We start from the raw sequence: 21612 nt of genomic DNA, 5'->3' as shown, positions 1-21612 counted from the left end.
CACTACTCCCCGAACAGCGCCAGCCAGGTGTCGGTGACCGCGGACACCTGCGCGTCATCGGCGTTCATCAGCGGCGCGAGGTCGAGAAAATGCCTCGCGACGGTGATGCCGAGAATGCTCGACACGATGAGTGCCGCACGGAGTTCGGTGTCGTCACCGCTCATCGCGTGGGCAAGATTGGCGGTGCGTTCTTCCAGGTATTCGCGCATCACGCCGGCGGCCTCCGGCGACGTCAGCATCGAACGCATCAATGCTCGTGTCGGAGCGGGTAATTCGCGCAGTCTCGTCTGCAGCACCTCGGCCAGATGCGCAGGGATGTCGTCACCGGTCAGGTCGATCGCAGGCCGCACCGCCAATGCGAACAGCGACTGCTTCGAGCCGTAGTGCTGGAGCACCAGCGACGGATCGACCCCTGCCCGCCGCGCGATACCGCGAATCGTCGCGCCGTCTTCACCGCGAGCGCCGAATTCATATTGCGCCGCCTCGAGGATCTTGGCCGCCGTCGCAGCTCGTCGCTCGGCCCTGCTCAGCCCCTCCCGCACACCGTCACTCTACACACGTTGAGTGAACCTGGTACATTCACTCAACAGGTGATGAGTGAAGAACGGAGCAACCATGAGCACCTCGCACACCGTGACGACCCCGAACCGGAACGTGCTCGTCATCGGAGCCTCCCGAGGGTTGGGTGAAGCGATCGTGGAGACGTATGTCGCTCGCGGCGCCCACGTGGCGGCAACAGTGAGGGACGGCGCGCCCTCGCCCCTCACCGAATTCGCACGTCGGCATCCTGACGCGGTAGTCGTCGAGCACGTCGACATCACCGACCAGGACGAGATCGAGGCGCTGAAGGCGCATCTGGCGGGCCAGACGTTCGACCTGATGTTCGTCGTCGCGGGCATCTCGCTTGCCGAACGGTCCGCCGTCGGCGCCGATATCGACACCGACGACTTCCACCGCATGATGGACACCAACGTCCTGGGCGTCATGCGTACCGTCGAGCGTTTGCAGGACCTGGTCGACGCGGTCGGGACGATCGCGGTCATGTCATCTGGCCAAGGCAGCCTCGCCAACAACACCAGCGGCGGCTTCGAGGTCTACCGGGCGACCAAATCGGCTCTCAACCAGATGTTCCGTAGCTACGCCGCCCGGCATGCCGACACCACCCGGACGCTGTTGCTCATGGCGCCCGGGTGGGTGAAGACCACGATGGGTGGCCCCGGTGCCATGCCCGAAATCAGCGACAGCATCCCCCCACTCGTCGACACGGTGGACGCGCAGCGCGGTGTGCCGGGTCTTCGCTTCCTCGACCGCTTCGGCGAGACAGTGCCATGGTGACGGAACGGGTGACGGAAACTAGTGCCGCACAGCCGCAATGAGCTCAGCCACCTGCTGAGCAGCGAGCAGTGCGGACGGATCGTCCGACGGTGCGTAACGGTCAGCCGCGGCGTCGTAGCGCGCTCCGGCGATCGCACCGTGGTCGGTGTCGAGTTCGACCACGCGCACAGGCCATCCGGCGGAGTCCAGCCGCTGGGCGAACCGACGGCTCACCTCCACGCCGACGACGTCGTCGGCCCGGCCGTGCAGCAGCGTGAACGGCGCGCCGGGCGCGGCTCGCGGCAGCGCATCGGCCGGCGGCGCCCCGCTGATCGGGTCGGCCGCCATGAACGCCCCGGCCAGACACACCGTATGCGCCAGCGGCACCTGCAGGTCGTCGGCGTGCAGCGTCAGACCCGCAGCCGCAGCACCCCCGAGTGACCACCCGACTAGCGTGAGCCGATCCGGGGCGGCCGCCCAACCCCGCACGCAGTCGACCGACGCCAGCAGGTCCGCCCGGCCATGATCCGGTGCATGCGAATCCCAATCGGGCGCCACCACTCCGAAGCCCCATTCGGCAAGAGCGGTGGCCAGCCGCGCGACGGTGGCACGGGCGTCGGTCTGGGTCCCGTGCCACAGCAGCAGTGGCGCATCGGCCGGCTCCCCGTAGATGTCCGCGCGGCGGCCGGGTGCGTACTCGATGGTGTCCATAACCCTCGGGTGCCCAGCGCCGACCATTCGATTCATCGCTGACAGGTCGGGCACCACCAGGTGCGCCTGCGTTCCGGATCTCCTGCCACCTCGGCGACCACCCGCACCGCCGTCCCGCAGCGCAGACACGGACGGCCTGCGCGACCGGCCACCCAGTGCTGCTCGCCTTTGCGTCGCACCCCGGTCGTCACCTGCATCGCGCCCGGAACCGTCGCCGAATGGCGCAGTGCCCGCGCACCCAGCTCCAACAACCTGGCGACGTCGACCTGCCCGACCGGTGTCCACGGATCATGCCCTCGCAGGAAACACAGCTCATTGGCCCACAGATTGCCGAAACCGGCGACACACCTCTGGTCGAGCAGTGCGGCGACGAGCGGTCGTCGCGGATCAGCGGCGAGGCGGCGGACCGCCTCGCCGAGGTCCCAGTCGTCGCGAAGAGGATCGGGTCCGAGGTGGCCGATGCAGCGCCCCTCGTCGGGCGTGCGCACCAGCTCGACCACCGGGAGCTTCACCCCGTAGGCGGCGGGACCGTCGGTGCGCAGCAGCACCCGGACATCGGGCATTACCGACCGAGGCAACCACCGACCCGTCGGCGACACCGTCCACGAACCGGACATGCGCAGATGGGTGTGCAGCGTGACGTCGCCGGACAGCCGTGTCAGCAGATGCTTGCCATGGGTCAGGTGTGCCGTCACGGTCTGGCCAGCGAGATCGTCGGTGGCGTGCGCGGGCACGCGTAACTCGCCGCGGACGAGGGTGCGGCCCCTCAGGGCGTCATCGAGGCGCCGGGCCAGCGCGTAGACGGTGTCACCCTCGGGCACGCGGTTCTCAGACGCTGCGGGATTCGCTCGCCGCTTCGCGGGTGGGCCGGGTGGTCAGGTGATCCAGCACGCCCGTGATGTCCAGCAGCCGCTGCAGCTGTGCCGGCCGGTGGTCGAGGTGCAGCTGCACGCCCGCGGCGGAGGTCTTGCGGCGCACGAGCAGAAGACCGGACAGGCCGGCCGAGTCGCAGAACGTCAGACCGGAGAAGTCGAGGCGCAGGTCGGTGGCCGACGACGAAGCGGCCAGCAGGTCCGTCACGGCCGAGACCAGCGTGGGCGTGCTCTCGTAGTCGAGGTCTCCGGTCACGGTCAGCGTGGTGCACGTGCCGTCGATGTCGGTGCTCAGCGTGAGATTCATGCGGATGCTGCCTGGTCGATCGGGGCCCTGCCGAGTGCACGGTGTGCCGCGGCGAGGAGGCGCTGGGTACGGGGGAATTCGGACAGTCGGGCGGCTAGTGCGTCGAGTACGGGGGGCAGCGACGCCGCGGGCACCCCACGGGCGGAGAGGATCTGGGCGGTCCAGGTGACGAAGTCGGTGAACAATGCATCGTCGTCGGTGTACAGCGCGGTGGCCAGGAAGTCGACGATGTGCGCGATGTCCTCGACGGTGTGCTGGCGTTGCTGCTCGGTGAAGTCGCGCATCGCGGGAAGGCGGCTTTCCAGCTCGGTCATCGTGGTCGCGACCAGACTGCCGGCCGATGTGCTGACCATCGTGTATTCCTGGTCGGCCAGGTGCGGCAGGTCGTCGATGGGTTGATGCGGCGCGCACGGCGTCCGACGCGGGACACCGTCGGCGAGCAGGGTGGCGGCGGTCCTCGCGTCCGGCGCCCACGCATCGGCCCCCAGCAGTGAGGCGAAGCGCCCGTCGCTTCCGAAGCCGGCGCCGCCGGCGAGCACCGGAACTCCCGCGGCCTGGCACGCCGTGATCGCGGCGTGGGCGGTGGGGAGTCGCGTCGGGATCATGCAGGACAGTGCCACCGCGTCCGGACCGTGGTGATGCAGGTGGGCGATCAGATGGGGCGTCGGGACCTGGGCGCCGAGGAAGTCGACCTGCCACCCGCGCAGGCGCAGGACCTCCGCGAGCAGCCGGGCAGGCAGCGCGTGCCACTCGCCGTCTACGCAGGCAACCGTGACCCGGCCCGCCGTCGTCTCCGGTGACCGGCACGCACCGTGGTGCGCCAGAGCCGCGATCACCCGGTCGTTGATGGCGGTGGCGACGTGCTCCTGCACGACGGTGATCCGGTTGGCCGCCCACTCCGCGCCCACTCGGCGCTGCACGGGAGCGATGACGTCGAGCAGCAGTTCCTCACAGGGGACCCCGGTGTCGGCGGCACCGAGAACCGCTGCTGCGGCGGCGTACTCGTCACCGTCGAGGAGCGCGGTCCACAGCGTGTCGATGGTCGTGCTCATGCGGACGCCGTGAACCTCCCGGCCGTGTGCCCGTCGACCGCGCTGAGGTGAGTGCGGCGGGGGGACGTGATCGCCACGACGGCGATGTCGTCATGAGGGCGACCCTTCACCCACTGCGAGGTGAGCATCATGATGCGCTCGACGACGGCCTCGGCGGGCATGCCGGCGCACTCGCGCAGAGCGGCGGTCAACCGTGGCTCCCCGAACATCTCCGCTCCCGTCGGGCCGCCATGTGCCTCGGTCACACCGTCGGTGAACAGCAGGCAGGTCTCGCCAGGCGCGAGCGTGGTCTCGAAAGTGGACGACCTGATCTCGGGCAGCGCCCCGACCAGCGTTCCGCGCGTGTCGGCCTCTTCCACCCGCCCGTCAGCGCGCACGATCAGCGGCGCCAGATGTCCGGCGCTCGTCAGCCGCAGGCAGACCTGGCCGTCACGGCGGCACACAGAGGCCAGCACCAGCGTGGCGAACTTCGTGTGCTCGGCAGACAGCAGCGCGCTGTTGAGCAGACGCAGCACGCCGGAGTGGTCGTCGGCCAGCGGCGCGAGGGCCTGCAGGGTGTTGCGGATCTTGCCGGTGACGAGTGCGGCCTCGAGGCCCTTGTCGCACACGTCGCCGAGCACGACAAGGGTCTCGCCTTCAGGGCTCGCCGCCTGATGGACGTCGTAGAAGTCTCCGCTGATGAGATGGTCGTCCTCCGAGGCGCGATAGCCGCCCGCCAACTCGATACCGTGGAAGCGATGCAGCTGCGGGGGCAGCAGGTCACGCATCAGGGTGCGGGTGATCGCGGCCTGCTCGCCGTAGAGGCGGGCGGCGGACAGAGCCGTGCCGGCGCGGGCGGCGAAGAGGCGAGCGAACACCTCCTCGCCATCGCTGAACGCCATCTGCGAGGTCTGCCGCAGCAACACCAGCGCGCCGGCCGGCACACCGTGGCCAGGCAGCGGGGTGATGACAACGGACCCGACGGGACCGGAGAAGCCCGCGGGGATGAGCCATTCGGGAACCGTGGCCGGATCGATCCACCGCGACGGCACCGGTGGGAACCCGCGTAGGGCCTCCGCGAGGCCGGACACCAGCTCGGGGCCGCCCTCGACGGTGCGTTGCACGACCGTGCCGTCCGGACCCGCGCACACCAGCGAGATCTGTCGGCGCGTCGCGGGAGCCACGACGACCGCGGCGTCGGCAAGGTGGCGCGCCGCCATCCGGACCGTCGCCTCCATGCAGCGTTCGACGTTCAGCGACGCCATCAGCTCGGTGGACGCCTCGTCGAGGAACGCAGCGCGGTCGCGTTCGCGGCCCACGGCCTCCTGGGCCTGCAGCAGAGCCCGGTCGATGTCGGTGAAGAGCCACCAGGCGATCGCGCCATCCGGCAGCCGCGTCGGTCGCGCCTCGATCTCGCGGCCGGAGACGTCACCGGCGGCCGTGGCAGGCAGCTCCAGGTGGGCGGCGTTCAGCCAGTCCGGGGCACAGTCGGACAACGCCGCGCCAGGCTGCGCAGAGGGCAGGAGCTCCAACGCAGCGGCGCTGACGGCGCACACGACGCCATCGGCGTCCACGACGATCACGGGGTGGGGGACATGGTCCCACGGGGGCTCTGCGGCGATGGTTCCGTTGACAGCGCCGACGGCCAGTTCGGGGGTAGCGTTCTTACGCACGTCAACCCCCATTCGATGGTCTCGATCACTCTGCGCCGGTACAGCAGTTCAGCGATTTGCCTTCACTGCGGTGGTCGGACCACTCTGGAAGAAGTGAGCAAGGCCCCCACCACCGCAGCTGTTCCTTCGACGGTAACGCATCATCGGCCGCGGACGGGAGTTGTGACGATTCTGTCGGCGGTCGCGATCATGCTCGTCGCGGCGAATCTGCGGCCGGCCGTGGTGGCGGTGGCGCCCCTCGTCGGAGACATCAAGTCGGCGACGGGGTGGGGAAGTGGGGTCACCGGACTGCTGACCACCCTGCCGGTGCTGGTGTTCGGCCTCGTCTCCCCGCTCGCACCCCGGTGCGCGGCGCGTTTCGGCATCGAACGCACGGTGTTCGGGGCAATGGTGGTTCTCGTGGTCGCCAGCGCGGTGAGGCTGGTGCCCACCCCGGCCGCACTGTTCGCCGGGTCAGCGCTGGCCGGCGTCGGCATCGGAATCTGCAACGTCGTACTGCCGTCACTGATCAAACGCGACTTCGTGCACCATTCGGGCCTGATGACCGGTCTGTACTCGATGACGCTGTCGGGTGGGGCCGCGGCGGCCGCGGCGCTGACCATTCCCATCGACGGCGCGCTGGGCGGCAACTGGCGGCTCGCGCTGGCCAGTTGGGGTGTGTGCGCGGCGGTGGCGCTGCTCGTGTGGGTGCCGCAGCTGCGCCGGGTGCACCGGATCAGCGCGGGAGGGCCGGCACCGTCGCTGTGGCGGAACCCGATCGCGTGGGCCGTCACCGCCTTCATGGCGTCTCAGTCGTTCATCTTCTACACGTTCACGGCCTGGCTGCCCGAGGTTCTGGTGGACCGCGGCATGTCGGCCAGCAGCGCGGGTGCGGTACTGGCTCTCGGCCAGGTGGCCGGGCTGGTGATGTCGCTGCTGGCGCCGATCGTGGCAGGCCGGTTCACCGATCAGCGGGCGGTCACGCTGGCGGCGCTGGTGCTGACCGCCGTGGGTTTCGTCGGCTTGCTGACGACGACCTCGGCCCCGACGCTGTGGACGATGCTGGTGATGGCGGGCCCGGGTGCGTCGATCAGCCTCGCGCTGCTGTTCATGGTGTTGCGCAGCACCTCGACCGACCAGACCGGCCAGGTGTCGGGCATGGCGCAGAGCGTCGGATATGTCGTCGCGGCGATCGGGCCGGTCGCGATCGGTGCGCTGCACGATGCGACGGGGTCGTGGACCGTCGCGATGACCGTGCTCGCCCTGGTCCTCGTTCCACAGGCGGTCTCGGCTCTGTGGGCGGCCAGGGACGTGACGATGGACGAGTACCAGAAAAGCCGGTGACCGCGAGGTCACCGGCTTCTACGGCTGTTCCGGGGTGTTCCCCAGAACGTTGGTGGGCGTACGTCAGCCCTGAGAGGATTCGTACCGCTCAGCGACGGCTACGAGTTCGTCGCGGATCGACGAATCCGGCAGAGAGCGGATTCGCGCGTACAGACGACGCCGATCCCTGGCGAGCCTGAGGTTGGCGCGGAACTGCGCGACAGACATGGTGCGTGTACTCCTTGTTCGTGCCCCGGGGTGCCGGGGTGCTTGGTGTGGCCTGCGGGGCGAGGATCGCTCGCCCAGCAGGCACAACCAGACATGCTCCCGTGTTAATTCCACGTAAATCAACTCGCTGACGTGTGAGTTTGCGGACAGTGAGCGCTGTCACGCGGGAATAGCCGGAAGGGAAACGGGTAAATCCGCTGCCATGACAACCGACCCAGCCTCTGGTGATCCCGCCGACCTGAACGAGGTCATGGCGCCGACCGAGGAACCCCACCCCGATCATCGCGAACACTCCAAAGCGTCAAACCATCCCGACGACGACGAATTGGCTCGGCGCACCCAGCACGAGCGCGATCTGGTGGCCGAGGACCGGGAGCAGCAGCGATGACCACCCCTGACGATCCGGACGAGTCCGTCACCGATTCCGGGGAGGGCATGCCGCCGGCCAACCCGGCCTACGCGACGCCGCCACCCGAGGGAATGCCGGACGCCGACCGCGACTGAGCCGCGGCGCGGGGGCGTACGGCGACCAGCAGTGCGCCACCCGAGAACAGCGCGGCCGCAAGCACCGGGAGGTGGCCGCCGGGCGCGAATCCCTGGGCCGACAGCACTGCCAGAGCCAGCGCACACGCCGCGGTACCCGCATACAGCGTCGCCTCGGCCAGTGCTACCGCGAGCGGAACGGCGACCGTCGGCATGGCGGCCGCGACCAATCGGCGTTGCCAGTGCAGCAGCGCCAACAGTGCAGCCGCGACCACCGCGAGCACCACTTCCCACTCCAGCCGGGCCAGCCACCAGGCGCCCGAGCCCAGCGGGGGCTGCGGCAGCAGCCCGGTGGGATAGCCGACCAAGGTCACGATGATGACGGGCAGCATGTGCCACAGGTAGAGCGCCATGACGTTCGTGTTCGCGACGGCGAGCACCCGCGGCCAGACACCGCGTGCCAGCACCCGGTTCAGCGCCGGAGCCAGGGCGAACAGCACCCCGAACTGCACCAGGGCCAGCGCCAGCAGTGCCGCCGACGGGGGTGCGCTGTTCTCCACACGGTCGCCGGGAACACCGATCATCGCGATGGGATACGGGCCCCACGTCACCAGCGCGGGCAGCGCCAGCGCAGCGGCCGCCGCCGTGCCGAGCAACACGCGCCGGCTCGTCAGGCCGTCATGGAAAGTGATACCGAGCTGGTAGACCGCGGCCCAGCAGAAGAAATAGTTCGCCATCCGGATCTCGGCGTGGTCCGTCGCGATGCCGACCACGTCGACGAGCACCAGGCAGGTCCCCAGTGCCAGGGGCACCCGCAGCCCCCACCGCCGGTTCGCGGCAACCGCCAGCGGCGTCAGCGCGACGACCATCAGGTACACGGCGAGAAACCACAGGTGCATCGCGACGGCCCAGCCGCCCAGTTCCAGCACCGAGCCGCTGATGCCCAGCGCCATCAGCACCGCCATCACCACCACGATGAATCCTGCATAGACGCCGGTGGGGCCCAGCGTCCCGGCCACCCGGCGCCGGATCCACTCCTGCCGGCCTGCGGTACCCGCATCGGCGGGCTGCCGCTCCCACGATGTCGCGCTGGCATACCCGGCGACGGCGAAGAACACAGGAACGACCTGGAAGAACCACGTGATCCACTGCGTGAACGGCATCAGCACCAGCGGGTTGTCCCGACCGAAGGAGCCGTCGCGGTAGGTCATCACCGACAGCAGCCAGTGCCCGATCACGACGAGCAGCACCGCGGCGGACCGGTAGAGGTCGAGCGCGCCCTGGCGCGGTGCAGCTCCGGCGGCGGCGGTCTCGGTCATCGACCCTCCCGGGGCGCGTGTCTCCTCTTCGCACGGTAGCCGACACGCGAAGTCACCGATCCGTGCGAAACGCAGACTGAGGCTGACGGCAGCGTCAGAATCTCATGTGTGAAGTGCCTGCTGAGTCATCGCCGAATGGGCGTGTTGGCCGGTCTGGGCGCGACGCTGCTGGGCAGTGCGGTGTGTGCACCCACCGCGTCGGCTGACGTGTGCGGCAGCGTGGGCGGCCGATTCGTCTCCGTGAGCGGGTGCGGCAACATCGCCGACGCGGTCGCGCCGTGGGTGCCGCCTCCCGGTGCGTATGCGCCGTTGCCCGAGGACTACGCGGCTCCGCCGCCACCACCGCCTCCGCCGCCGCCGAACGTCAACGTCTGCGCGAGCGTCGGCCGTCGCATCAGCGTGAGTGGCTGTGTCTAGCTTCGGGGCCGCCGCGGCACTGTGCGGGTCGTCGGTACTGGTCGCCGGAACCCTGGCGGTCGCGCCGCCGGCCGGCGCGGAATGCGTGAGCTCCAACGGCACCACGGTCTGCTCGCAGGGCTCCGTGCGTGGCACCGACAACGGGCAGGGTCCCGGAACGCTCGACACCGGACCCGCGTGGCCCTATCCCTGCGACTACGACTGGTACTGCGACGACGGCGGGCTCTCGATCATCTTCACGCCCGGCCGCAACTGAATCCGAACAGGAGCACCATGAGAACTTTCCTCCCCAGCGCCGTGATGGCGGCACTCGCCTCGGCAGCGGCGCTGTTGGCCGTCGCGGTCCCGGCGTCCGCCCAGCCGGCGCCGCCCCCGCCGCCGAACTGCACGGCCGCCGACCTGGCAGGCGTGATGGCCGGCGTCACCGCCGCCACCTCGGCGTATCTGTTCACCCACCCGGACGTGAACGACTTCTTCACCAGCCTGCGGGACAAGAGCCGCGAGGACATGAAGACCGCGGTCGAGGCGTACATCGCCGCCCGCCCGGACGTGGGTGACTCGCTGCGCGCGATCCGGCAGCCCTCGGTCGACTTCCGCGCCCGCTGCGGCTAACCGCTGTGCGGTGACGCGGCCCGAGCCGTCCCGGTCGACGGGGTCATCTGACGTGGTCGGCACAGCACCACCACGGCACCGCACAGCACGGCCGCGACGCCGAACGCGGCGTACACGCTGACGGCGTCGGCGGTCCCGCCGAGCAGGACGGCCGCCAACGGGCGTGAGCCGAGGAAACCCACCAGCCACAGCGCCATGATGCGGCCGCGGAGCTCCTCGGGCGCCTGCTCCTGCACGACGGTGCCGAGCCCTGTCATCGCCCATCCGAACCCCAGGCCGGCCAGCGCGAACCCGGCGACGGCGACAGCGGCCACCGTCCCGACGGCCAACACCGCACAGCCGGCAGCCAGGCCCCACAGGCCGAACCACGAGACGAGATCGGCGCCGATGCGGCCGCGCAGCACTGCCAGCAGTGCCATCCCGACCGCGGCGCCGACACCGAAGACCGCCGAGAGCATGCCGACCATCCGGGGGCCTCCGCCGAGCGCGTCGGCCACCGACGGGGTGAGGGTGATCGACGAGTCCGACGCTATGCCGACCACCGTCACCGCGATGAGCGCCAGCAGCAACCGGCGGTCGCGCAGGACGTAGCGGACCGCGACCCGCACGCGGTAGTCGGCACCGGCGCGCCGAGGCGGGGGTGCGGGAAAGCGCACCACGATCAGAAGCGCCGCGAACACCAGGTGCAGACCAGCGCTCGCAGCGAAGGCGGACGCCGGTCCCACATGGGCGGCCAGATACGCGCCGGCAGCAGGACCGAGAATGCGGCCGATCGTCATCGGCATGCTGTTGAGCGCCATGGCCGTGGACAGCTCGCCGTCCCTGATCAGGCTGGGCACGATGGACTGCATCGCCGGACCGCCGACGGCGAACCCGAAGCCGACGAGCAGCGACCCGAGGAGCACCGCCGCAGCTGCCGCCGTTCCGTGCGCGGAGGGCGCAGCGAACAACCACACCGCCACCAGGCCGGAGCCCACGGCGCAGAACATCCGGCCGAGCAGGATCTGCCGGACAGGGTTCCCGGTGTCGGCCCACTTGCCGCTGGTCGGGGTGAGCAGGAGCTGCGGCCCGAACTGGGCGACGCCCACCATCCCGACCATCAGCGCCGACCGCGTGGCGTCGTAGATGACGATCGCCGCGACGATGCCGTGGGTCCAGACGGCGACGACCGAGAAGATCTTTCCCCAGAACAGCGCGCCGAAGACGCGGTCGAACATCAGCCCCACCGCGCCGCGGGCGCGGGGGCCGAGGGCGTCATCACGGGCTGAGGTCACCCGATCTGCATAGCACAGCGGCGCCACCCACCTCGACCGACCATCCTGTCCACTGGGCGAAATCGCCAGTGCTGCTTGCTTTTCGGCGTAACGGCTGGCGTGCGTGGATCGATACACTGGGCGGCTGGCTCGTGTCCGGCCGTTCTCCCGCCCAGGCTTGCTAAAGGATGATGCGTTGACTCCCCCGACCGCACAGGTCAGCTCCGCCGTGCCCGGAGGTGCCCTGGGCCGCCGTACCGCGCTCAAGGCGTCCGTCCTCGCGGCTGCGGCGATGACGTTGACGCCGGTACCCCGGGTGTCGGCCGACGACGGCCGCTGGTCGCCCGAACGTGCCGGGCGCTGGTACGAGCAACAGGCCTGGTTGGTGGGCGCCAACTACATCCCCAGCAACGCGGTCAACCAACTGGAGATGTTCCAGCCCGGAACGTTCGATCCGCTGCGCATCGACGTCGAGTTGCGGTTGGCGAGGCTGGCCGGACTGAACACGGTGCGGGTGTTCCTTCATGACCTGCTCTGGATTCAGGACCCCACCGGCTTCCTGCGCCGCGTGGGTCACGTCGTCGACATCGCCTCGCGCCACGGGATACGACCGCTGTTCGTCCTGTTCGACTCCTGCTGGGATCCGCTGCCGGCACTCGGCAGGCAGGCCGCGCCGCGGCCGGGGGTCCACAACTCCCGCTGGGTGCAGAGCCCCGGCGCGGAGAATCTGGACGACCGGCGCTACAAGCGTGTGCTGCACGACTACGTCGTCGGCGTGCTCACCCGGTTCCGCGGCGACCGGCGCATCCTCGGGTGGGATCTGTGGAACGAACCCGACAACCCCGCCAAGCAGTACCGGGGCACCGAGCGCGCCGACAAGCTCGCGCTCGTCGCCGATCTGCTACCCCAGGTGTTCCGCTGGGCGCGCTCTGTCGGGACCATCCATCCGCTGACCAGCGGTGTGTGGGACGGGCCGTGGGCCGATGCCCGGCTGCGTAGTGAGATCGCGGGCATCCAGCTCGCGGAGTCCGACGTGATCTCGTTCCACAGCTACGACAACCCGGCCGGGTTCGACGCCCGCATCAGCGAGCTGGACTTCACGCGGCGCCCGCTGCTGTGCACCGAGTACATGGCCCGGTCGCTGGACTGCACGGTCGAGAACATCCTGCCGATCACCAAGCGCCGCAATGTCGGAGCGTATGCGTGGGGTTTCGTGGCGGGCAAGACGCAGACCTACTATCCGTGGGATTCGTGGGACCGGCCCTATACCGCCGAACCGCAGCCGTGGTTCCACGACCTGCTCGCCCGCGACGGGCAGCCCTACCGGCCGGCAGAGATCGCTGCCATCCGCGGCCTGACCGGGCGACCCCGCCCGTCGTGATGGCTGTCCTGACCCGTCACCGGGCCTTCCACTGCGGGCGGCGCTTCTCTCGCCAGGCCGAAATCCCTTCGGCCACATCGGCTGTCGCGCCGGCCACCTTGCGCATCACCTCGCCGAACCGCACCGACTCGATCCACCCCATGTCGGCGGTGCGCCAAGACACTTCCTTGGTGGCCCGCTGGGCGAGCGGCGCAGCCTCGGTCAGGGTGCGGGCCCACTGCTGAGCCGCGGGGAGAAGGCCGTCGGGTTCCACCAGCTTCCACACCAGTCCGACGTCCTTCGCCCGTTCGGCCGTGATGGGCGTGCCGGTGAGCAGCACTTCCATCGCGTCGGCCCAGCGCAGGCGCTGTGGCAGCCGGATGGCCCCGACGATCGTCGGCACGCCGATGGACACCTCGGGAAACCCGAACGTCGCCTCGGTGCTGGCAATCACAAAGTCGCAGAACAGAACTCCGGTGAGTCCGTAGCCCAGGCACGGTCCCTGCACCGCCGCGATCGTCGGCTTGAACAACTCCATACCGCTCTCGAAGGAGTTGATGGTCGGCTTCTCCCAGAACGTGCCGCCGAACGTCCCGACCGCGCCGTCCCCGTCTTTGAGATCGGCGCCGGCGCAGAACACTCGACCGTTGGCGGTCAGGATGCCGACCCAGGCGTCTTCCTCGTCACGGAACCGGTTCCACGCCGCGTTGATCTCTTGCCGCATTGCGCCGTTGATGGCGTTGCCGGCCTCGGGCCGATTCAGCGTGATCGTGGCGACGTGACCGTCGAGCTCATAGGTGACCAGGCTCATGGCGCCACTGTAGAGCTCAGCGGCCGCTCTTCTCCGCGTGCAGGAACGCCGCCGTGTCGTAGTACGTGCGGAACGCGGTGATCGTCTCGTCGTCGCCCTCCAGCACACTCATCCCGTCGTAGCGGAAGTCGGTGCCGTCGCGCAGCCTGCCCGTCGAGCTCCACTCCAGATAGGCGATGCCGTCGTCGGTGACGATGTGCGAGAAATCGGACGTCAGGTCGTCGAAGACGTCGCGGTACTGCGTCCAGAAGGTGCGCGCACCATCTCGGCCGTGCTGTCCCTGGGGCAGCCCCGCCTTGGTGAGGGTGGCGTCGTCGGCGAACAGTTCGACCAACGGCTCCACATCACGGCTCTCGTGGAGGCGGCCGAGTGCGTCGGTGAAACGTCGTGTCAGCTCATGCATTCCCGTCGCCTACCCGCCGTCATCACGCCCACACGCTCGACCGTGACCGGTCACTGTTTCGACAGATCAGGTGTGCGCAGGCGTCTCGGCGAACCGATCGGTGATGGCCTGACAGAAGGCCGGGAGATCGTCGGGCGAGCGGCTGGTGATCAGGTTGCCGTCGATGCACACCTCCTGGTCGACGACCGTCGCACCGGCGTTGCGCAGATCGGTCCGCAGGCTGGGGTACGACGTGACCGTGCGACCGCCGATGACACCGGCCTCGAGGAGCACCCACGGGGCGTGACAGATCGCAGCCACCGGCTTTCCCGAACGGACGAAGTCCGCGACGAACGAGACGGCAGCGTCCTCGAGGCGCAACTTGTCGCCGTTGACGGTGCCGCCGGGGATGACGAGGGCGTCGTACTCGTCCACCCGTGCGTCACCCACGATGCGGTCGACCGAAAAGGTGCCCGCCGGTTCGAGATCGTGGTCACGTGCCTCGATCTCACCGTCGCTGATCGAGAGCAGTTCAGCGTGCCCGCCCGCGTCGGTCACCGCGGCGCGCGGTTGCTCGAGTTCGACCTTCTCCACCCCGTCGGTGGCCAGGAACGCGATCTTGCGTCCGTGCAGTTCGTTCGGCATGGCGGCATCCTTTCGTCGGCTGTGCGGCCGGTTACCCGCAACCCGACGATCGAATCCCGCGGGCGCTCACGCCGTATCGGTGCCGCCGGTGTGCGGGGTAGGGCTCTGCGCTGACTCCCACTTGGACTCCAGCGACCGCGTCACGCGCGTTCCTGCAGCGAACTGCTGCTGGAACGTCTCGCCGTCGCCGTCGTCTTCGAGCGTCACGAGGTAGCCACCGTCGGTGGCCGTCATGTGAACCACCTTGTACGGCCGTGCCCCGTCGCCGCGATCAGCCGTGATGATGTCACCGGGTGCGACGTCGTCGATGGGATCGTCAGAGGTGGGGTCGGCCGGGGGTGTCGAGGAGTCGGCGTCAGACATGCGTCGACCGTAACCGACGCCATCGTTTGGTCACCATTCGATCGTTTGACCAGCAAACGGGCGGGTACTGAAAATTCGGCGCCGTTCTCCGCGCGTCAGCCCGAGAGAGGAAGCCTCCCTATGCCATCCAGGACCCGAAGCCCCTTGGCCAGAGTCGCCGCAACGCTGATCGCCGGAGCCGCCACGGTGTCGGCCGGCGCTGTCGCCGCCCCGACCGCAACTGCCCAAGGATGTCCGGATGTCGAGGTGGTGTTCGCCCGTGGAACCGGTGAGCAACCGGGCGTCGGCGGTGTCGGGCAGGCCTTCGTGGATGCGGTGCGTGCGCAGGCGGCACCTCGGACCGTCGGCGTGTACGCGGTGAACTACGCCGCGTCCAACAACTTCGACGCTCGCACCGAGATCGCGCAGACCGTCATCGACGGCATTCGGGACGAGGCCGACCACGTGCAGGCGATGGCGGCGAACTGCCCGAACACCCGGATGGTGCTCGGTGGCTACTCACAGGGTGCGCTGGTGTCGGGCTTTGCCACGTCCGACGTTGTTCCCGCAATGGTGCCCGCCGCGATCGCCCCCCGTCCGATGGCGCCGGAGGTGGCCGATCACGTCGCCGCCGTCGTGCTGTTCGGGACACCGTCGGAGCCCTTCCTGCAGCGCTACGGCGCACCGGCCATCACGATCGGGCCGCGCTACGCGGACAAGACCCTTCAGTTGTGCGCGCAGGGCGACACGATCTGCTCGGGCGCCCCTGATGGCGGCCCGACCGTGGCGCACGCCCTGTACCCGGTCAACGGGATGGTCAACGAGGGTGCGGCCTACGCCGTCGGCCGACTCTAGAGGCTCACGCCCCGGCGGGCACGGGGTAGCGGTCGTTGACGTCGGCATTGGTGTCCTTGCGAGCGCAATGCGCGCAGCAGAACATGCCTTCGTCGGTTTCGATGCCGTGGCCGAGGATGCGACACCCGCAGTGTCCGCATTCCGGCGCGAGTTGCATTGCCGCACACTCGACGCTGTCGAACGTCGCGGACCGGCCGTCCGGCCAGGTCACCGTGAAAGCCTTGTCGTAGTCGTTGCCGCACGTCGCGCAAATGGTCACAGTGAGCCCTCTCTGTCATGGTTGCCGCTGGTACTCGCAGCACCGCAACGGTTTCCCGCAGCGTGGTGGGACAAACAGGGGTTTGGCCGGTCGCAGAGGGGGCATCAGTCGGGAGCGATGCCACCCGGCGTCGGGATCGTCATTGTCATCGTCGGCGAGGAGGCCACGTGACCACCGCATACACCGATTTCGGTATCACTCCGGTCGGAGTCTATCCGCCGCAGGAAGATTCGCAGCTGCTGATCGGGGCGATGGTCGCCGCCGGCCTCGCTCCCGGAGCCAGAGTGGCCGATCTGTGTACCGGCAGCGGAGTGGTGGCGTTGGCCGCTGCGCAGGCCGGCGCCGCCGAGGTAGCAGCATTCGACATCTCTCCCGCGGCCGTCTCTCATGCGCGCCGTGCCGCACGCGCCGCAGGGGCGAACGTGTCCGTACATCGCGGGTCCTGGGCGCGTGCAACCGAATTCGGCCCTTTCGACGTGGTGCTGGCCAATCCGCCCTACGTCCCGCAGGCACCCGTCGACGACACCGACGAGATACCGGTGGGCGCAGGACCGGCCCAGGCGTGGAACGCCGGCGCCGACGGTCGCCTCGTGCTCGACCCGATGTGCGCCGCCGCGCCGCTTCTGCTCGCCGAGGGCGGCACGATGCTGATCGTGCATTCGGAATGCTCGAATGCCGAGCGCACGATCGACGCGCTGCGCAGTCAGGGCATGACCGCGGACATCGTTGCCCAGCAATTCATTCCGTTCGGACCGGTGATGACGGCCCGGGCCGACTGGTTGATGAGCGCGGGGCTCTTGCCTCAAGGTTGTGCGATGGAACGCATTCTGGTCATCCGCGCGGACGCACCGTGAGCGACGAGCCCCCGCGTACCGTCCGGGTCGTGCCCGGCGGTCCGGTGATGGTGGAAGGTCCTGTGCGGGTCGAACTTCCGGACGGGTCAGTCGTGGAATCGGACAGGTTCATGGTGGCGATCTGCGCGTGCCGGCGCTCCAAGACCTATCCGCTGTGCGACACCAGCCACCGCCGCCGGCAGCGGTCGACTGCAGAAGCGGAGTCAGTCCAGAGCGCGTCGGAGTGAGCTGCGCCCCGCAACCCAGCTCTGCATGAGGTGATCGGCCAGCCGACCCTCGATGAGGTCGAACGCCCGGATACCGAACACCACGTCGGCGTCCAGTTCGGGTTCACGGGCCACCAGGTCGCCCACCACGTCGGTGCGCACGACCTGCTCGTGTACCGCGTCCGCCTCGACGTGTTCCCGATAGAAGGCCGCACATTCGTCCGGCGCGCCCATACGCTCCAGTGCCGCCACCATGCGCTTGGACCCGGGCGGTGAGGTCACCTCGGTCGCCGCGAAGTGGCCGACTGCGGCGCCACGCCACCGGCGGTGCAGTCCGAAAAGGGACATCAGGTTCACCACGGCCAACGAGTGCGCCGGAACGTCGGCGAGGTAGCCGAGGTACGCGGTGTCCAGCCCGGCCGCCGCCATCAGATCGGCGAACAGCTGCTGGTGCAGCCTGGCGCCCTTGCCTGCACCGAACTCGTCGAACTCGACTGCGACGAACGACGCCTTGGCTTGTCCCGTCAGGCGGGGGATTGCCCACGCGTGCGGATCGCCTTCTTTGAGGTGGTACAGCGAACGGTGGGCGAAGTACTCGCGCATCTGGTCCCACGTACCGCTGTCGCGCAGGTAGTAGGACGGGCCGGTGCCACCGACGGGCTCGAGGCAAAGTGCGTCCAGCTCGTCGAGCGCACTGGTTCCGGGATCGATCGCCCCGACTCCGCGCCTGACGTCCTCGAGGAAGAGATCCTCCAGACGGCCCCGCAGGTAGAGCAGTCCGGGATTCCACTCCCAGCCGGCGTCGACGCCCGCGAACCCGCGGTAGTGCAGTTCGTAGCAGAGGTAGAGCGCCAGCTGCAGATCGATCCCGGCGGGATCGGCGTCGGCCAGCGACGTCTCGACTTTCGTGAGGTAGCGCAGCGGTGCCCGCTCGGCCAGCAGCTCGACCACGGACAGCGAGATCGGACCGCGGGGTTCGGGGAGCACGGGTTCAACCATCGTCGGCATCACGGCTGCGAGATACCCCGCCCAGATCCCGCCAAACGGGACCGCCCCCGTACCCACACAGGGGGCTTGATCACACGTAGATGCTGCCTTTTTCACATTTCGAGACCTGAGCTTCAGGCCCCCCGGTCGGTGGGTAGCCCTTCGTCAGGCGCACACAAGTGCCAGAGACCGAAGCACGAGCCAACTCCCGAAGGGGTGAGTACCACACATGGCCACCACAGCCACCACCGAGTCCATCACCATTGAAGCCACGAAGGCCACGCTGATCGCGCAGCTGCGCACCATTCTCGACCTGACCAACACCGAGATTCAGGTCGCCGAGACCCGCATAGCCCAGGCCCGCACCGATGCCGTCCGTCAGGAACTGACGCAGAACGCGGAGAACGGGCGTGCGCGTGCCGAGCAGATCGAGACGACGATCCGCGACCTCGGCGGATTTCCCGACGTCATCGGGCCGTTTCTGGGACGTGCCGCGGCCGCCGTCAAGGCCCTCACCGAGCAGGCCGAGCCCTTCGACGAGGCGCTGCTGGGTGACCTCGCTCTCGAGGACCAGCTGCTGGACCGTTCGCGCTACGTCAAGGCCCTGGCTGTCGCCGCCAAGGAGAAGGACGTGCAGGACCTCGCCGACCGGCTCATCACAGCGCACTCGGCGACCGTCGACTGGCTGACCACCGTGCTCGCCGAGGACGCGCTCGGCGGTCCGGCGGCGCTGCGGCGCACCCCGTTGCAGGCCGCGGCGGGTCTGACCGTCAAGCTCCTGAACCTGCCGTTCACGTGGTCGGTGGAGCGCGCAGACCGTGCCGTGGAAGCGGTGCGTTCGGTGCGGCCGGCTGTCGGTGACCTCGTCGACCGTGGCGCCCGCAGCGGTGAGATCGCCGCGAAGGCGCTGGCCGGGGCGCGCAACTCGGCTCTGGAAGCCGCCGAGCGCATCACCCGCGAGCAGGGGGCCGACGAAGTCGCCGACGTCATCCACGCGGCGCGCGGCGCGGCCGGAGTGCTGGACAGTGACGAGCTGCCGATCGCCGGGTATCACGAGCTGAACCAGACCGACGCGATTGCCGCGGTCAAGGAGCTGACCGAGGCCTCCGACATCAGCGTGATCGTGGCATACGAGGAAGCGCACAAGAACCGCCAGCGGGTGGTTTCTGCGGCGCAGACCCGGTTGGCCGCAATTGCGCAGGAAGTGGTCGGCATCAACTGATCCACCGGACACAGATGCCGCCGGCGCGGACCCTTTTAGGGTTCCGCGCCGGTGGTCTCTGACCGGCGCCGGAAGCGTTCTGACACAGACTGCCTTGACGGCGCCTGCACGTCTCGTTAGAGAATTATTTGTGAGTTTCCGACGGGTCGAGGGGAATCGGACGAGATGACAGCCACAGCTGACCGGCCGGCCGTCGTGGTGACAGCGCTGGCGGCGACGACGGCGCTGGCCGCCGACGCCGAGGAATCGTGGGCCGCGCTTCTCAACGGCAAGAGCGGCATAGGTTCCATCGACGAGCGCCTGCCCGATGATCTGCCGGTGCCGGTGACCATCGGCGGATTGGTCCGGGAGGACTTCGACTCCCAGCTCAGCCGGGTGGAAGTCCGGCGCCTTTCGTACATGCAGAAGATGGCTCTGGTGCTCAACCGGCGGTTGTGGACGGCCGCCGGTGCACCCGAGGTCGACACCCGCCGGCTGCTGGTCTCGGTGAGCCACGCCTACGGGTCCACTCAGGATCTGTGGACCGCGTGGGACGAGTTCAAGGTTCGCGGTATGCGTGCGGTCTCGCCGCTGGCCGTGCAGATGCACATGCCCAACGCCCCGGCGGCCGCCGTCGGGCTGGACAGGCAGGCCAAGGCCGGGGTCATCGCGCCGACCAGCGGCGACGCCTCCGGTTCGGCAGCGATCGCCGAGGCGTGGCGGTTGATCACGCTCGGTGAGGCCGACGTCGCGATCTGCGGTGGCGTCGAGTCGCGGATCGAGCCGGTGCCGATCGCCGCCTTCGACAACATGGGGCTGCTGTCCCACCACAACGACGACCCGGTCGGCGCATGCCGTCCGTTCGACAGGAATCGCGACGGCATGGTGTTCGGTGAGGGCGGCGCACTGCTGCTGCTCGAGACAGAGGAGCACGCCAGGGCGCGTGGCGCGACCATCCTGGGTCGGCTGCTCGGCGTGGGCACCACGTCGGACACCTACGACCTGATCGAGCCTGAGCCCGACGGGGAGCTGGCCGCCGCAGCGCTGAGCCGGGCGTTGCAGCTCGCGGGCGTGGACCCGGGCGACGTGGATGCCGTGATCGCCCACGCGGCGGGCACGCGGATCGGCGATCTCGCCGAAGCCCGCGCGTTGCACGCCGTGCTGGGGACTCACCGGCCTGCCGTGACCGCCCCGAAAGCCGCGCTCGGGCATGCGATGGGAGCTTCGGGTGCGGTGGCAGCCGCGCTGACCGTGCAGTCGCTGCGCGACGGGGTGATGGCGCCGACCCTGAACTACGGCACTCCCGATCCCGACATCGAGTTGGACGTCGTCGCCGGTGAACGGCGGTCCGGCGACTACCGCTTCGCGATCTCCAACACGCTGGGATTCGGCGGCCACAACGTGGCACTGGTCTTCGGACGGTAGCTCCGGCGTTACTGTCGAGCGGTGACCCTGGTCTACGACGACGCACTGCGGGACCGCATCAGGGACAACCTGGCCGCGCATCAGCGGCGCACCGTCTCGGATCCCGGAAAGCGCCGCGCGGCGGTCGCCGTGGTTCTGGTCGACTCCGTGGTCGGGGAGGACCGGGTGGATCCGGCTCCGGTGGACGACTGGATCGCCGGCAGACCGATGCCCGAAAATCTGGACGGCCGCATGGTCGACGTCTCCGGTGGTGCGTCTTTCCTGTTGTGCCGCAGAGCATCTCGACTTTCCACGCACGCCGCCCAGTGGGCGCTGCCCGGCGGCCGGCTGGACCCGGGGGAGGACGCCGTCGACGCTGCGTTGCGTGAACTCGACGAGGAGGTCGGCGTGGCGCTGCCCGAGACGGCCGTACTCGGACTGCTCGACGACTATCCGACGCGCTCGGGGTACGTCATCACCCCAGTGGTGATGTGGGGCGGTGGCCGGCTCGATCTGCAGCCGTCGCCTGACGAGGTGGTCGCGGTGTACCGCGTCGGACTGCACCAACTGCTGCGGGACGACTCGCCGCGATTCATCACGATCCCGGAGAGCCCCCGGCCCGTCGTGCAGATTCCGTTGGGCAACGACCTGATTCATGCTCCGACCGGCGCAGTGCTGCTGCAGTTGCGGTGGCTGGGGCTGGAGGGGTGCGGCGACCCGGTTGATCAGCTCGAACAGCCGGTGTTCGCCTGGCGGTGACCGGCGGCCGGTGTTTCTGCCTGCA

Annotated in this window: 28 protein-coding genes; 13 read left to right on the top strand and 15 right to left on the bottom strand. The window is 69.2% G+C overall.

Features of this window, described 5'->3' with window-relative positions:
* Positions 1–2: 2 nt before the first annotated feature.
* A complete protein-coding gene (locus ACZY1G_RS16080; RefSeq protein WP_463822924.1) occupies positions 3–542 on the bottom strand; it encodes a TetR/AcrR family transcriptional regulator in 540 nt (179 codons plus the stop codon).
* 73 nt (positions 543–615) lie between these two features.
* Between ACZY1G_RS16080 and ACZY1G_RS16075 the strand changes: the two genes are divergently transcribed.
* Positions 616–1335 (top strand): SDR family NAD(P)-dependent oxidoreductase, encoded by a 720-nt coding sequence (locus ACZY1G_RS16075; protein WP_463822923.1) that lies wholly within the window; start codon positions 616–618, stop codon positions 1333–1335.
* 18 nt (positions 1336–1353) lie between these two features.
* Here the strand turns inward: ACZY1G_RS16075 and ACZY1G_RS16070 are convergent, their stop codons facing one another.
* Genes ACZY1G_RS16070 through ACZY1G_RS16050 form a run of 5 tightly spaced genes read right to left on the bottom strand, consistent with a single transcriptional unit; the run spans position 1354 to position 5884 of the window.
* Positions 1354–2025: an alpha/beta hydrolase gene (locus tag ACZY1G_RS16070; RefSeq protein ID WP_463822922.1), complete on the bottom strand. Its 672-nt coding sequence runs from the start codon at positions 2023–2025 to the stop codon at positions 1354–1356.
* A gap of 32 nt (positions 2026–2057) precedes the next feature.
* Complete coding sequence (locus ACZY1G_RS16065) at positions 2058–2846, bottom strand: DNA-formamidopyrimidine glycosylase family protein (RefSeq protein ID WP_463822921.1); 789 nt, start codon at positions 2844–2846, stop codon at positions 2058–2060.
* A 7-nt stretch (positions 2847–2853) separates the two neighbouring features.
* Positions 2854–3204, bottom strand: coding sequence for an STAS domain-containing protein (locus ACZY1G_RS16060; RefSeq protein WP_463822920.1), 351 nt, complete (start codon positions 3202–3204; stop codon positions 2854–2856).
* Positions 3201–4256: a cobalamin B12-binding domain-containing protein gene (locus tag ACZY1G_RS16055; protein ID WP_463822919.1), complete on the bottom strand. Its 1056-nt coding sequence runs from the start codon at positions 4254–4256 to the stop codon at positions 3201–3203. Before ACZY1G_RS16055 ends, ACZY1G_RS16060 begins: the two co-directional genes overlap by 4 nt.
* A complete protein-coding gene (locus ACZY1G_RS16050) occupies positions 4253–5884 on the bottom strand; it encodes a PP2C family protein-serine/threonine phosphatase (protein WP_463823016.1) in 1632 nt (543 codons plus the stop codon). Before ACZY1G_RS16050 ends, ACZY1G_RS16055 begins: the two co-directional genes overlap by 4 nt.
* Positions 5885–6097: 213 nt before the next feature.
* Here ACZY1G_RS16050 and ACZY1G_RS16045 point away from each other — a divergent pair, with 213 nt between their 5' ends.
* Entirely contained in the window at positions 6098–7231 is a 1134-nt protein-coding gene (locus ACZY1G_RS16045) for a CynX/NimT family MFS transporter (protein ID WP_463814777.1), read from the top strand.
* A 63-nt stretch (positions 7232–7294) separates the two neighbouring features.
* Here the strand turns inward: ACZY1G_RS16045 and ACZY1G_RS16040 are convergent, their stop codons facing one another.
* The gene (locus ACZY1G_RS16040; RefSeq protein ID WP_463812820.1) at positions 7295–7438 is read right to left on the bottom strand and encodes a hypothetical protein; all 144 of its coding nucleotides are present in this window, start codon (positions 7436–7438) and stop codon (positions 7295–7297) included.
* 202 nt (positions 7439–7640) lie between these two features.
* Here ACZY1G_RS16040 and ACZY1G_RS16035 point away from each other — a divergent pair, with 202 nt between their 5' ends.
* Complete coding sequence (locus ACZY1G_RS16035) at positions 7641–7826, top strand: hypothetical protein (RefSeq protein ID WP_463822918.1); 186 nt, start codon at positions 7641–7643, stop codon at positions 7824–7826.
* Positions 7827–7893: 67 nt separating this feature from the next.
* Here ACZY1G_RS16035 and ACZY1G_RS16030 read toward each other — a convergent pair whose 3' ends face one another.
* Positions 7894–9240 (bottom strand): acyltransferase family protein, encoded by a 1347-nt coding sequence (locus ACZY1G_RS16030; RefSeq protein WP_463822917.1) that lies wholly within the window; start codon positions 9238–9240, stop codon positions 7894–7896.
* Between the two features lie 135 nt (positions 9241–9375).
* Between ACZY1G_RS16030 and ACZY1G_RS16025 the strand changes: the two genes are divergently transcribed.
* Genes ACZY1G_RS16025 through ACZY1G_RS16015 form a run of 3 tightly spaced genes read left to right on the top strand, consistent with a single transcriptional unit; the run spans position 9376 to position 10269 of the window.
* On the top strand, positions 9376–9657 hold the full coding sequence (locus tag ACZY1G_RS16025; RefSeq protein ID WP_463814776.1) for a hypothetical protein: 282 nt from the start codon (positions 9376–9378) through the stop codon (positions 9655–9657).
* The gene (locus ACZY1G_RS16020; protein ID WP_463812817.1) at positions 9650–9913 is read left to right on the top strand and encodes a hypothetical protein; all 264 of its coding nucleotides are present in this window, start codon (positions 9650–9652) and stop codon (positions 9911–9913) included. Before ACZY1G_RS16025 ends, ACZY1G_RS16020 begins: the two co-directional genes overlap by 8 nt.
* Positions 9914–9930: 17 nt before the next feature.
* Entirely contained in the window at positions 9931–10269 is a 339-nt protein-coding gene (locus ACZY1G_RS16015; protein ID WP_463812816.1) for a heme-binding protein, read from the top strand.
* On the opposite strand, the gene ACZY1G_RS16010 is transcribed toward ACZY1G_RS16015, so the two are convergent.
* Positions 10266–11486, bottom strand: a complete 1221-nt coding sequence (locus ACZY1G_RS16010) for an MFS transporter (protein WP_463823015.1) — start codon at positions 11484–11486, stop codon at positions 10266–10268. The two genes, ACZY1G_RS16015 and ACZY1G_RS16010, sit on opposite strands and share 4 nt — an antisense overlap.
* 328 nt (positions 11487–11814) lie before the next feature.
* On the opposite strand from ACZY1G_RS16010, the gene ACZY1G_RS16005 reads away from it, so the two are divergent.
* Complete coding sequence (locus ACZY1G_RS16005; RefSeq protein ID WP_463814774.1) at positions 11815–12903, top strand: glycoside hydrolase 5 family protein; 1089 nt, start codon at positions 11815–11817, stop codon at positions 12901–12903.
* A gap of 16 nt (positions 12904–12919) precedes the next feature.
* On the opposite strand, the gene ACZY1G_RS16000 is transcribed toward ACZY1G_RS16005, so the two are convergent.
* The 4 genes from ACZY1G_RS16000 to ACZY1G_RS15985 all read right to left on the bottom strand — a co-directional run bounded on the left by ACZY1G_RS16000 (position 12920) and on the right by ACZY1G_RS15985 (position 15083).
* The gene (locus ACZY1G_RS16000; protein ID WP_463812815.1) at positions 12920–13693 is read right to left on the bottom strand and encodes an enoyl-CoA hydratase/isomerase family protein; all 774 of its coding nucleotides are present in this window, start codon (positions 13691–13693) and stop codon (positions 12920–12922) included.
* Between the two features lie 16 nt (positions 13694–13709).
* Entirely contained in the window at positions 13710–14096 is a 387-nt protein-coding gene (locus tag ACZY1G_RS15995) for a nuclear transport factor 2 family protein (protein ID WP_463812814.1), read from the bottom strand.
* Positions 14097–14162: 66 nt separating this feature from the next.
* Complete coding sequence (locus ACZY1G_RS15990) at positions 14163–14720, bottom strand: type 1 glutamine amidotransferase domain-containing protein (protein ID WP_463812813.1); 558 nt, start codon at positions 14718–14720, stop codon at positions 14163–14165.
* A 66-nt stretch (positions 14721–14786) separates the two neighbouring features.
* Positions 14787–15083, bottom strand: coding sequence for a hypothetical protein (locus tag ACZY1G_RS15985; RefSeq protein ID WP_463812812.1), 297 nt, complete (start codon positions 15081–15083; stop codon positions 14787–14789).
* A gap of 120 nt (positions 15084–15203) precedes the next feature.
* Here ACZY1G_RS15985 and ACZY1G_RS15980 point away from each other — a divergent pair, with 120 nt between their 5' ends.
* Positions 15204–15917 (top strand): cutinase family protein, encoded by a 714-nt coding sequence (locus tag ACZY1G_RS15980; protein ID WP_463812811.1) that lies wholly within the window; start codon positions 15204–15206, stop codon positions 15915–15917.
* Positions 15918–15921: 4 nt separating this feature from the next.
* On the opposite strand, the gene ACZY1G_RS15975 is transcribed toward ACZY1G_RS15980, so the two are convergent.
* The gene (locus ACZY1G_RS15975) at positions 15922–16176 is read right to left on the bottom strand and encodes a hypothetical protein (protein ID WP_143815934.1); all 255 of its coding nucleotides are present in this window, start codon (positions 16174–16176) and stop codon (positions 15922–15924) included.
* A 167-nt stretch (positions 16177–16343) separates the two neighbouring features.
* On the opposite strand from ACZY1G_RS15975, the gene ACZY1G_RS15970 reads away from it, so the two are divergent.
* Together ACZY1G_RS15970 and ACZY1G_RS15965 are read left to right on the top strand one after the other, a co-directional pair.
* Entirely contained in the window at positions 16344–17030 is a 687-nt protein-coding gene (locus ACZY1G_RS15970) for a HemK2/MTQ2 family protein methyltransferase (RefSeq protein WP_463812810.1), read from the top strand.
* Positions 17027–17257 (top strand): CDGSH iron-sulfur domain-containing protein, encoded by a 231-nt coding sequence (locus ACZY1G_RS15965; protein WP_463812809.1) that lies wholly within the window; start codon positions 17027–17029, stop codon positions 17255–17257. Before ACZY1G_RS15970 ends, ACZY1G_RS15965 begins: the two co-directional genes overlap by 4 nt.
* On the opposite strand, the gene ACZY1G_RS15960 is transcribed toward ACZY1G_RS15965, so the two are convergent.
* Positions 17234–18244, bottom strand: a complete 1011-nt coding sequence (locus ACZY1G_RS15960) for an iron-containing redox enzyme family protein (RefSeq protein WP_463822916.1) — start codon at positions 18242–18244, stop codon at positions 17234–17236. The genes ACZY1G_RS15965 and ACZY1G_RS15960 overlap by 24 nt on opposite strands.
* A 208-nt stretch (positions 18245–18452) precedes the next feature.
* Between ACZY1G_RS15960 and ACZY1G_RS15955 the strand changes: the two genes are divergently transcribed.
* From ACZY1G_RS15955 to ACZY1G_RS15945, 3 genes are all read left to right on the top strand, one after another.
* On the top strand, positions 18453–19445 hold the full coding sequence (locus ACZY1G_RS15955; protein ID WP_463822915.1) for a ferritin-like domain-containing protein: 993 nt from the start codon (positions 18453–18455) through the stop codon (positions 19443–19445).
* A gap of 165 nt (positions 19446–19610) precedes the next feature.
* Positions 19611–20849 (top strand): KasA/KasB family beta-ketoacyl-ACP synthase, encoded by a 1239-nt coding sequence (locus ACZY1G_RS15950; protein ID WP_463812805.1) that lies wholly within the window; start codon positions 19611–19613, stop codon positions 20847–20849.
* Positions 20850–20870: 21 nt separating this feature from the next.
* Entirely contained in the window at positions 20871–21587 is a 717-nt protein-coding gene (locus ACZY1G_RS15945) for an NUDIX hydrolase (protein WP_463812804.1), read from the top strand.
* Positions 21588–21612 lie beyond the last annotated feature (25 nt).

This window comes from Mycobacterium sp. IDUB_5 (genome assembly GCF_055419565.1).
Note: the sequence above shows the minus strand (reverse complement) of the source record. Positions and strands in the feature narration are given on the sequence as shown.

Bases quoted from the DNA above. Each gene is read 5' to 3' on its own strand.
- ACZY1G_RS16075 (WP_463822923.1), top strand. From the start codon at position 616: ATGAGCACCTCGCACACCGTGACGACCCCGAACCGGAACGTGCTCGTC.
- ACZY1G_RS16070 (WP_463822922.1), bottom strand. From the start codon at position 2,025: ATGGACACCATCGAGTACGCACCCGGCCGCCGCGCGGACATCTACGGG.
- ACZY1G_RS16060 (WP_463822920.1), bottom strand. From the start codon at position 3,204: ATGAATCTCACGCTGAGCACCGACATCGACGGCACGTGCACCACGCTG.
- ACZY1G_RS16055 (WP_463822919.1), bottom strand. From the start codon at position 4,256: ATGAGCACGACCATCGACACGCTGTGGACCGCGCTCCTCGACGGTGAC.
- ACZY1G_RS16045 (WP_463814777.1), top strand. From the start codon at position 6,098: ATGCTCGTCGCGGCGAATCTGCGGCCGGCCGTGGTGGCGGTGGCGCCC.
- ACZY1G_RS16040 (WP_463812820.1), bottom strand. From the start codon at position 7,438: ATGTCTGTCGCGCAGTTCCGCGCCAACCTCAGGCTCGCCAGGGATCGG.
- ACZY1G_RS16035 (WP_463822918.1), top strand. From the start codon at position 7,641: ATGACAACCGACCCAGCCTCTGGTGATCCCGCCGACCTGAACGAGGTC.
- ACZY1G_RS16030 (WP_463822917.1), bottom strand. From the start codon at position 9,240: ATGACCGAGACCGCCGCCGCCGGAGCTGCACCGCGCCAGGGCGCGCTC.
- ACZY1G_RS16025 (WP_463814776.1), top strand. From the start codon at position 9,376: ATGGGCGTGTTGGCCGGTCTGGGCGCGACGCTGCTGGGCAGTGCGGTG.
- ACZY1G_RS16015 (WP_463812816.1), top strand. From the start codon at position 9,931: ATGAGAACTTTCCTCCCCAGCGCCGTGATGGCGGCACTCGCCTCGGCA.
- ACZY1G_RS16010 (WP_463823015.1), bottom strand. From the start codon at position 11,486: ATGTTCGACCGCGTCTTCGGCGCGCTGTTCTGGGGAAAGATCTTCTCG.
- ACZY1G_RS16005 (WP_463814774.1), top strand. From the start codon at position 11,815: ATGACGTTGACGCCGGTACCCCGGGTGTCGGCCGACGACGGCCGCTGG.
- ACZY1G_RS16000 (WP_463812815.1), bottom strand. From the start codon at position 13,693: ATGAGCCTGGTCACCTATGAGCTCGACGGTCACGTCGCCACGATCACG.
- ACZY1G_RS15995 (WP_463812814.1), bottom strand. From the start codon at position 14,096: ATGCATGAGCTGACACGACGTTTCACCGACGCACTCGGCCGCCTCCAC.
- ACZY1G_RS15990 (WP_463812813.1), bottom strand. From the start codon at position 14,720: ATGCCGAACGAACTGCACGGACGCAAGATCGCGTTCCTGGCCACCGAC.
- ACZY1G_RS15985 (WP_463812812.1), bottom strand. From the start codon at position 15,083: ATGTCTGACGCCGACTCCTCGACACCCCCGGCCGACCCCACCTCTGAC.
- ACZY1G_RS15980 (WP_463812811.1), top strand. From the start codon at position 15,204: ATGCCATCCAGGACCCGAAGCCCCTTGGCCAGAGTCGCCGCAACGCTG.
- ACZY1G_RS15960 (WP_463822916.1), bottom strand. From the start codon at position 18,244: ATGCCGACGATGGTTGAACCCGTGCTCCCCGAACCCCGCGGTCCGATC.
- ACZY1G_RS15955 (WP_463822915.1), top strand. From the start codon at position 18,453: ATGGCCACCACAGCCACCACCGAGTCCATCACCATTGAAGCCACGAAG.
- ACZY1G_RS15950 (WP_463812805.1), top strand. From the start codon at position 19,611: ATGACAGCCACAGCTGACCGGCCGGCCGTCGTGGTGACAGCGCTGGCG.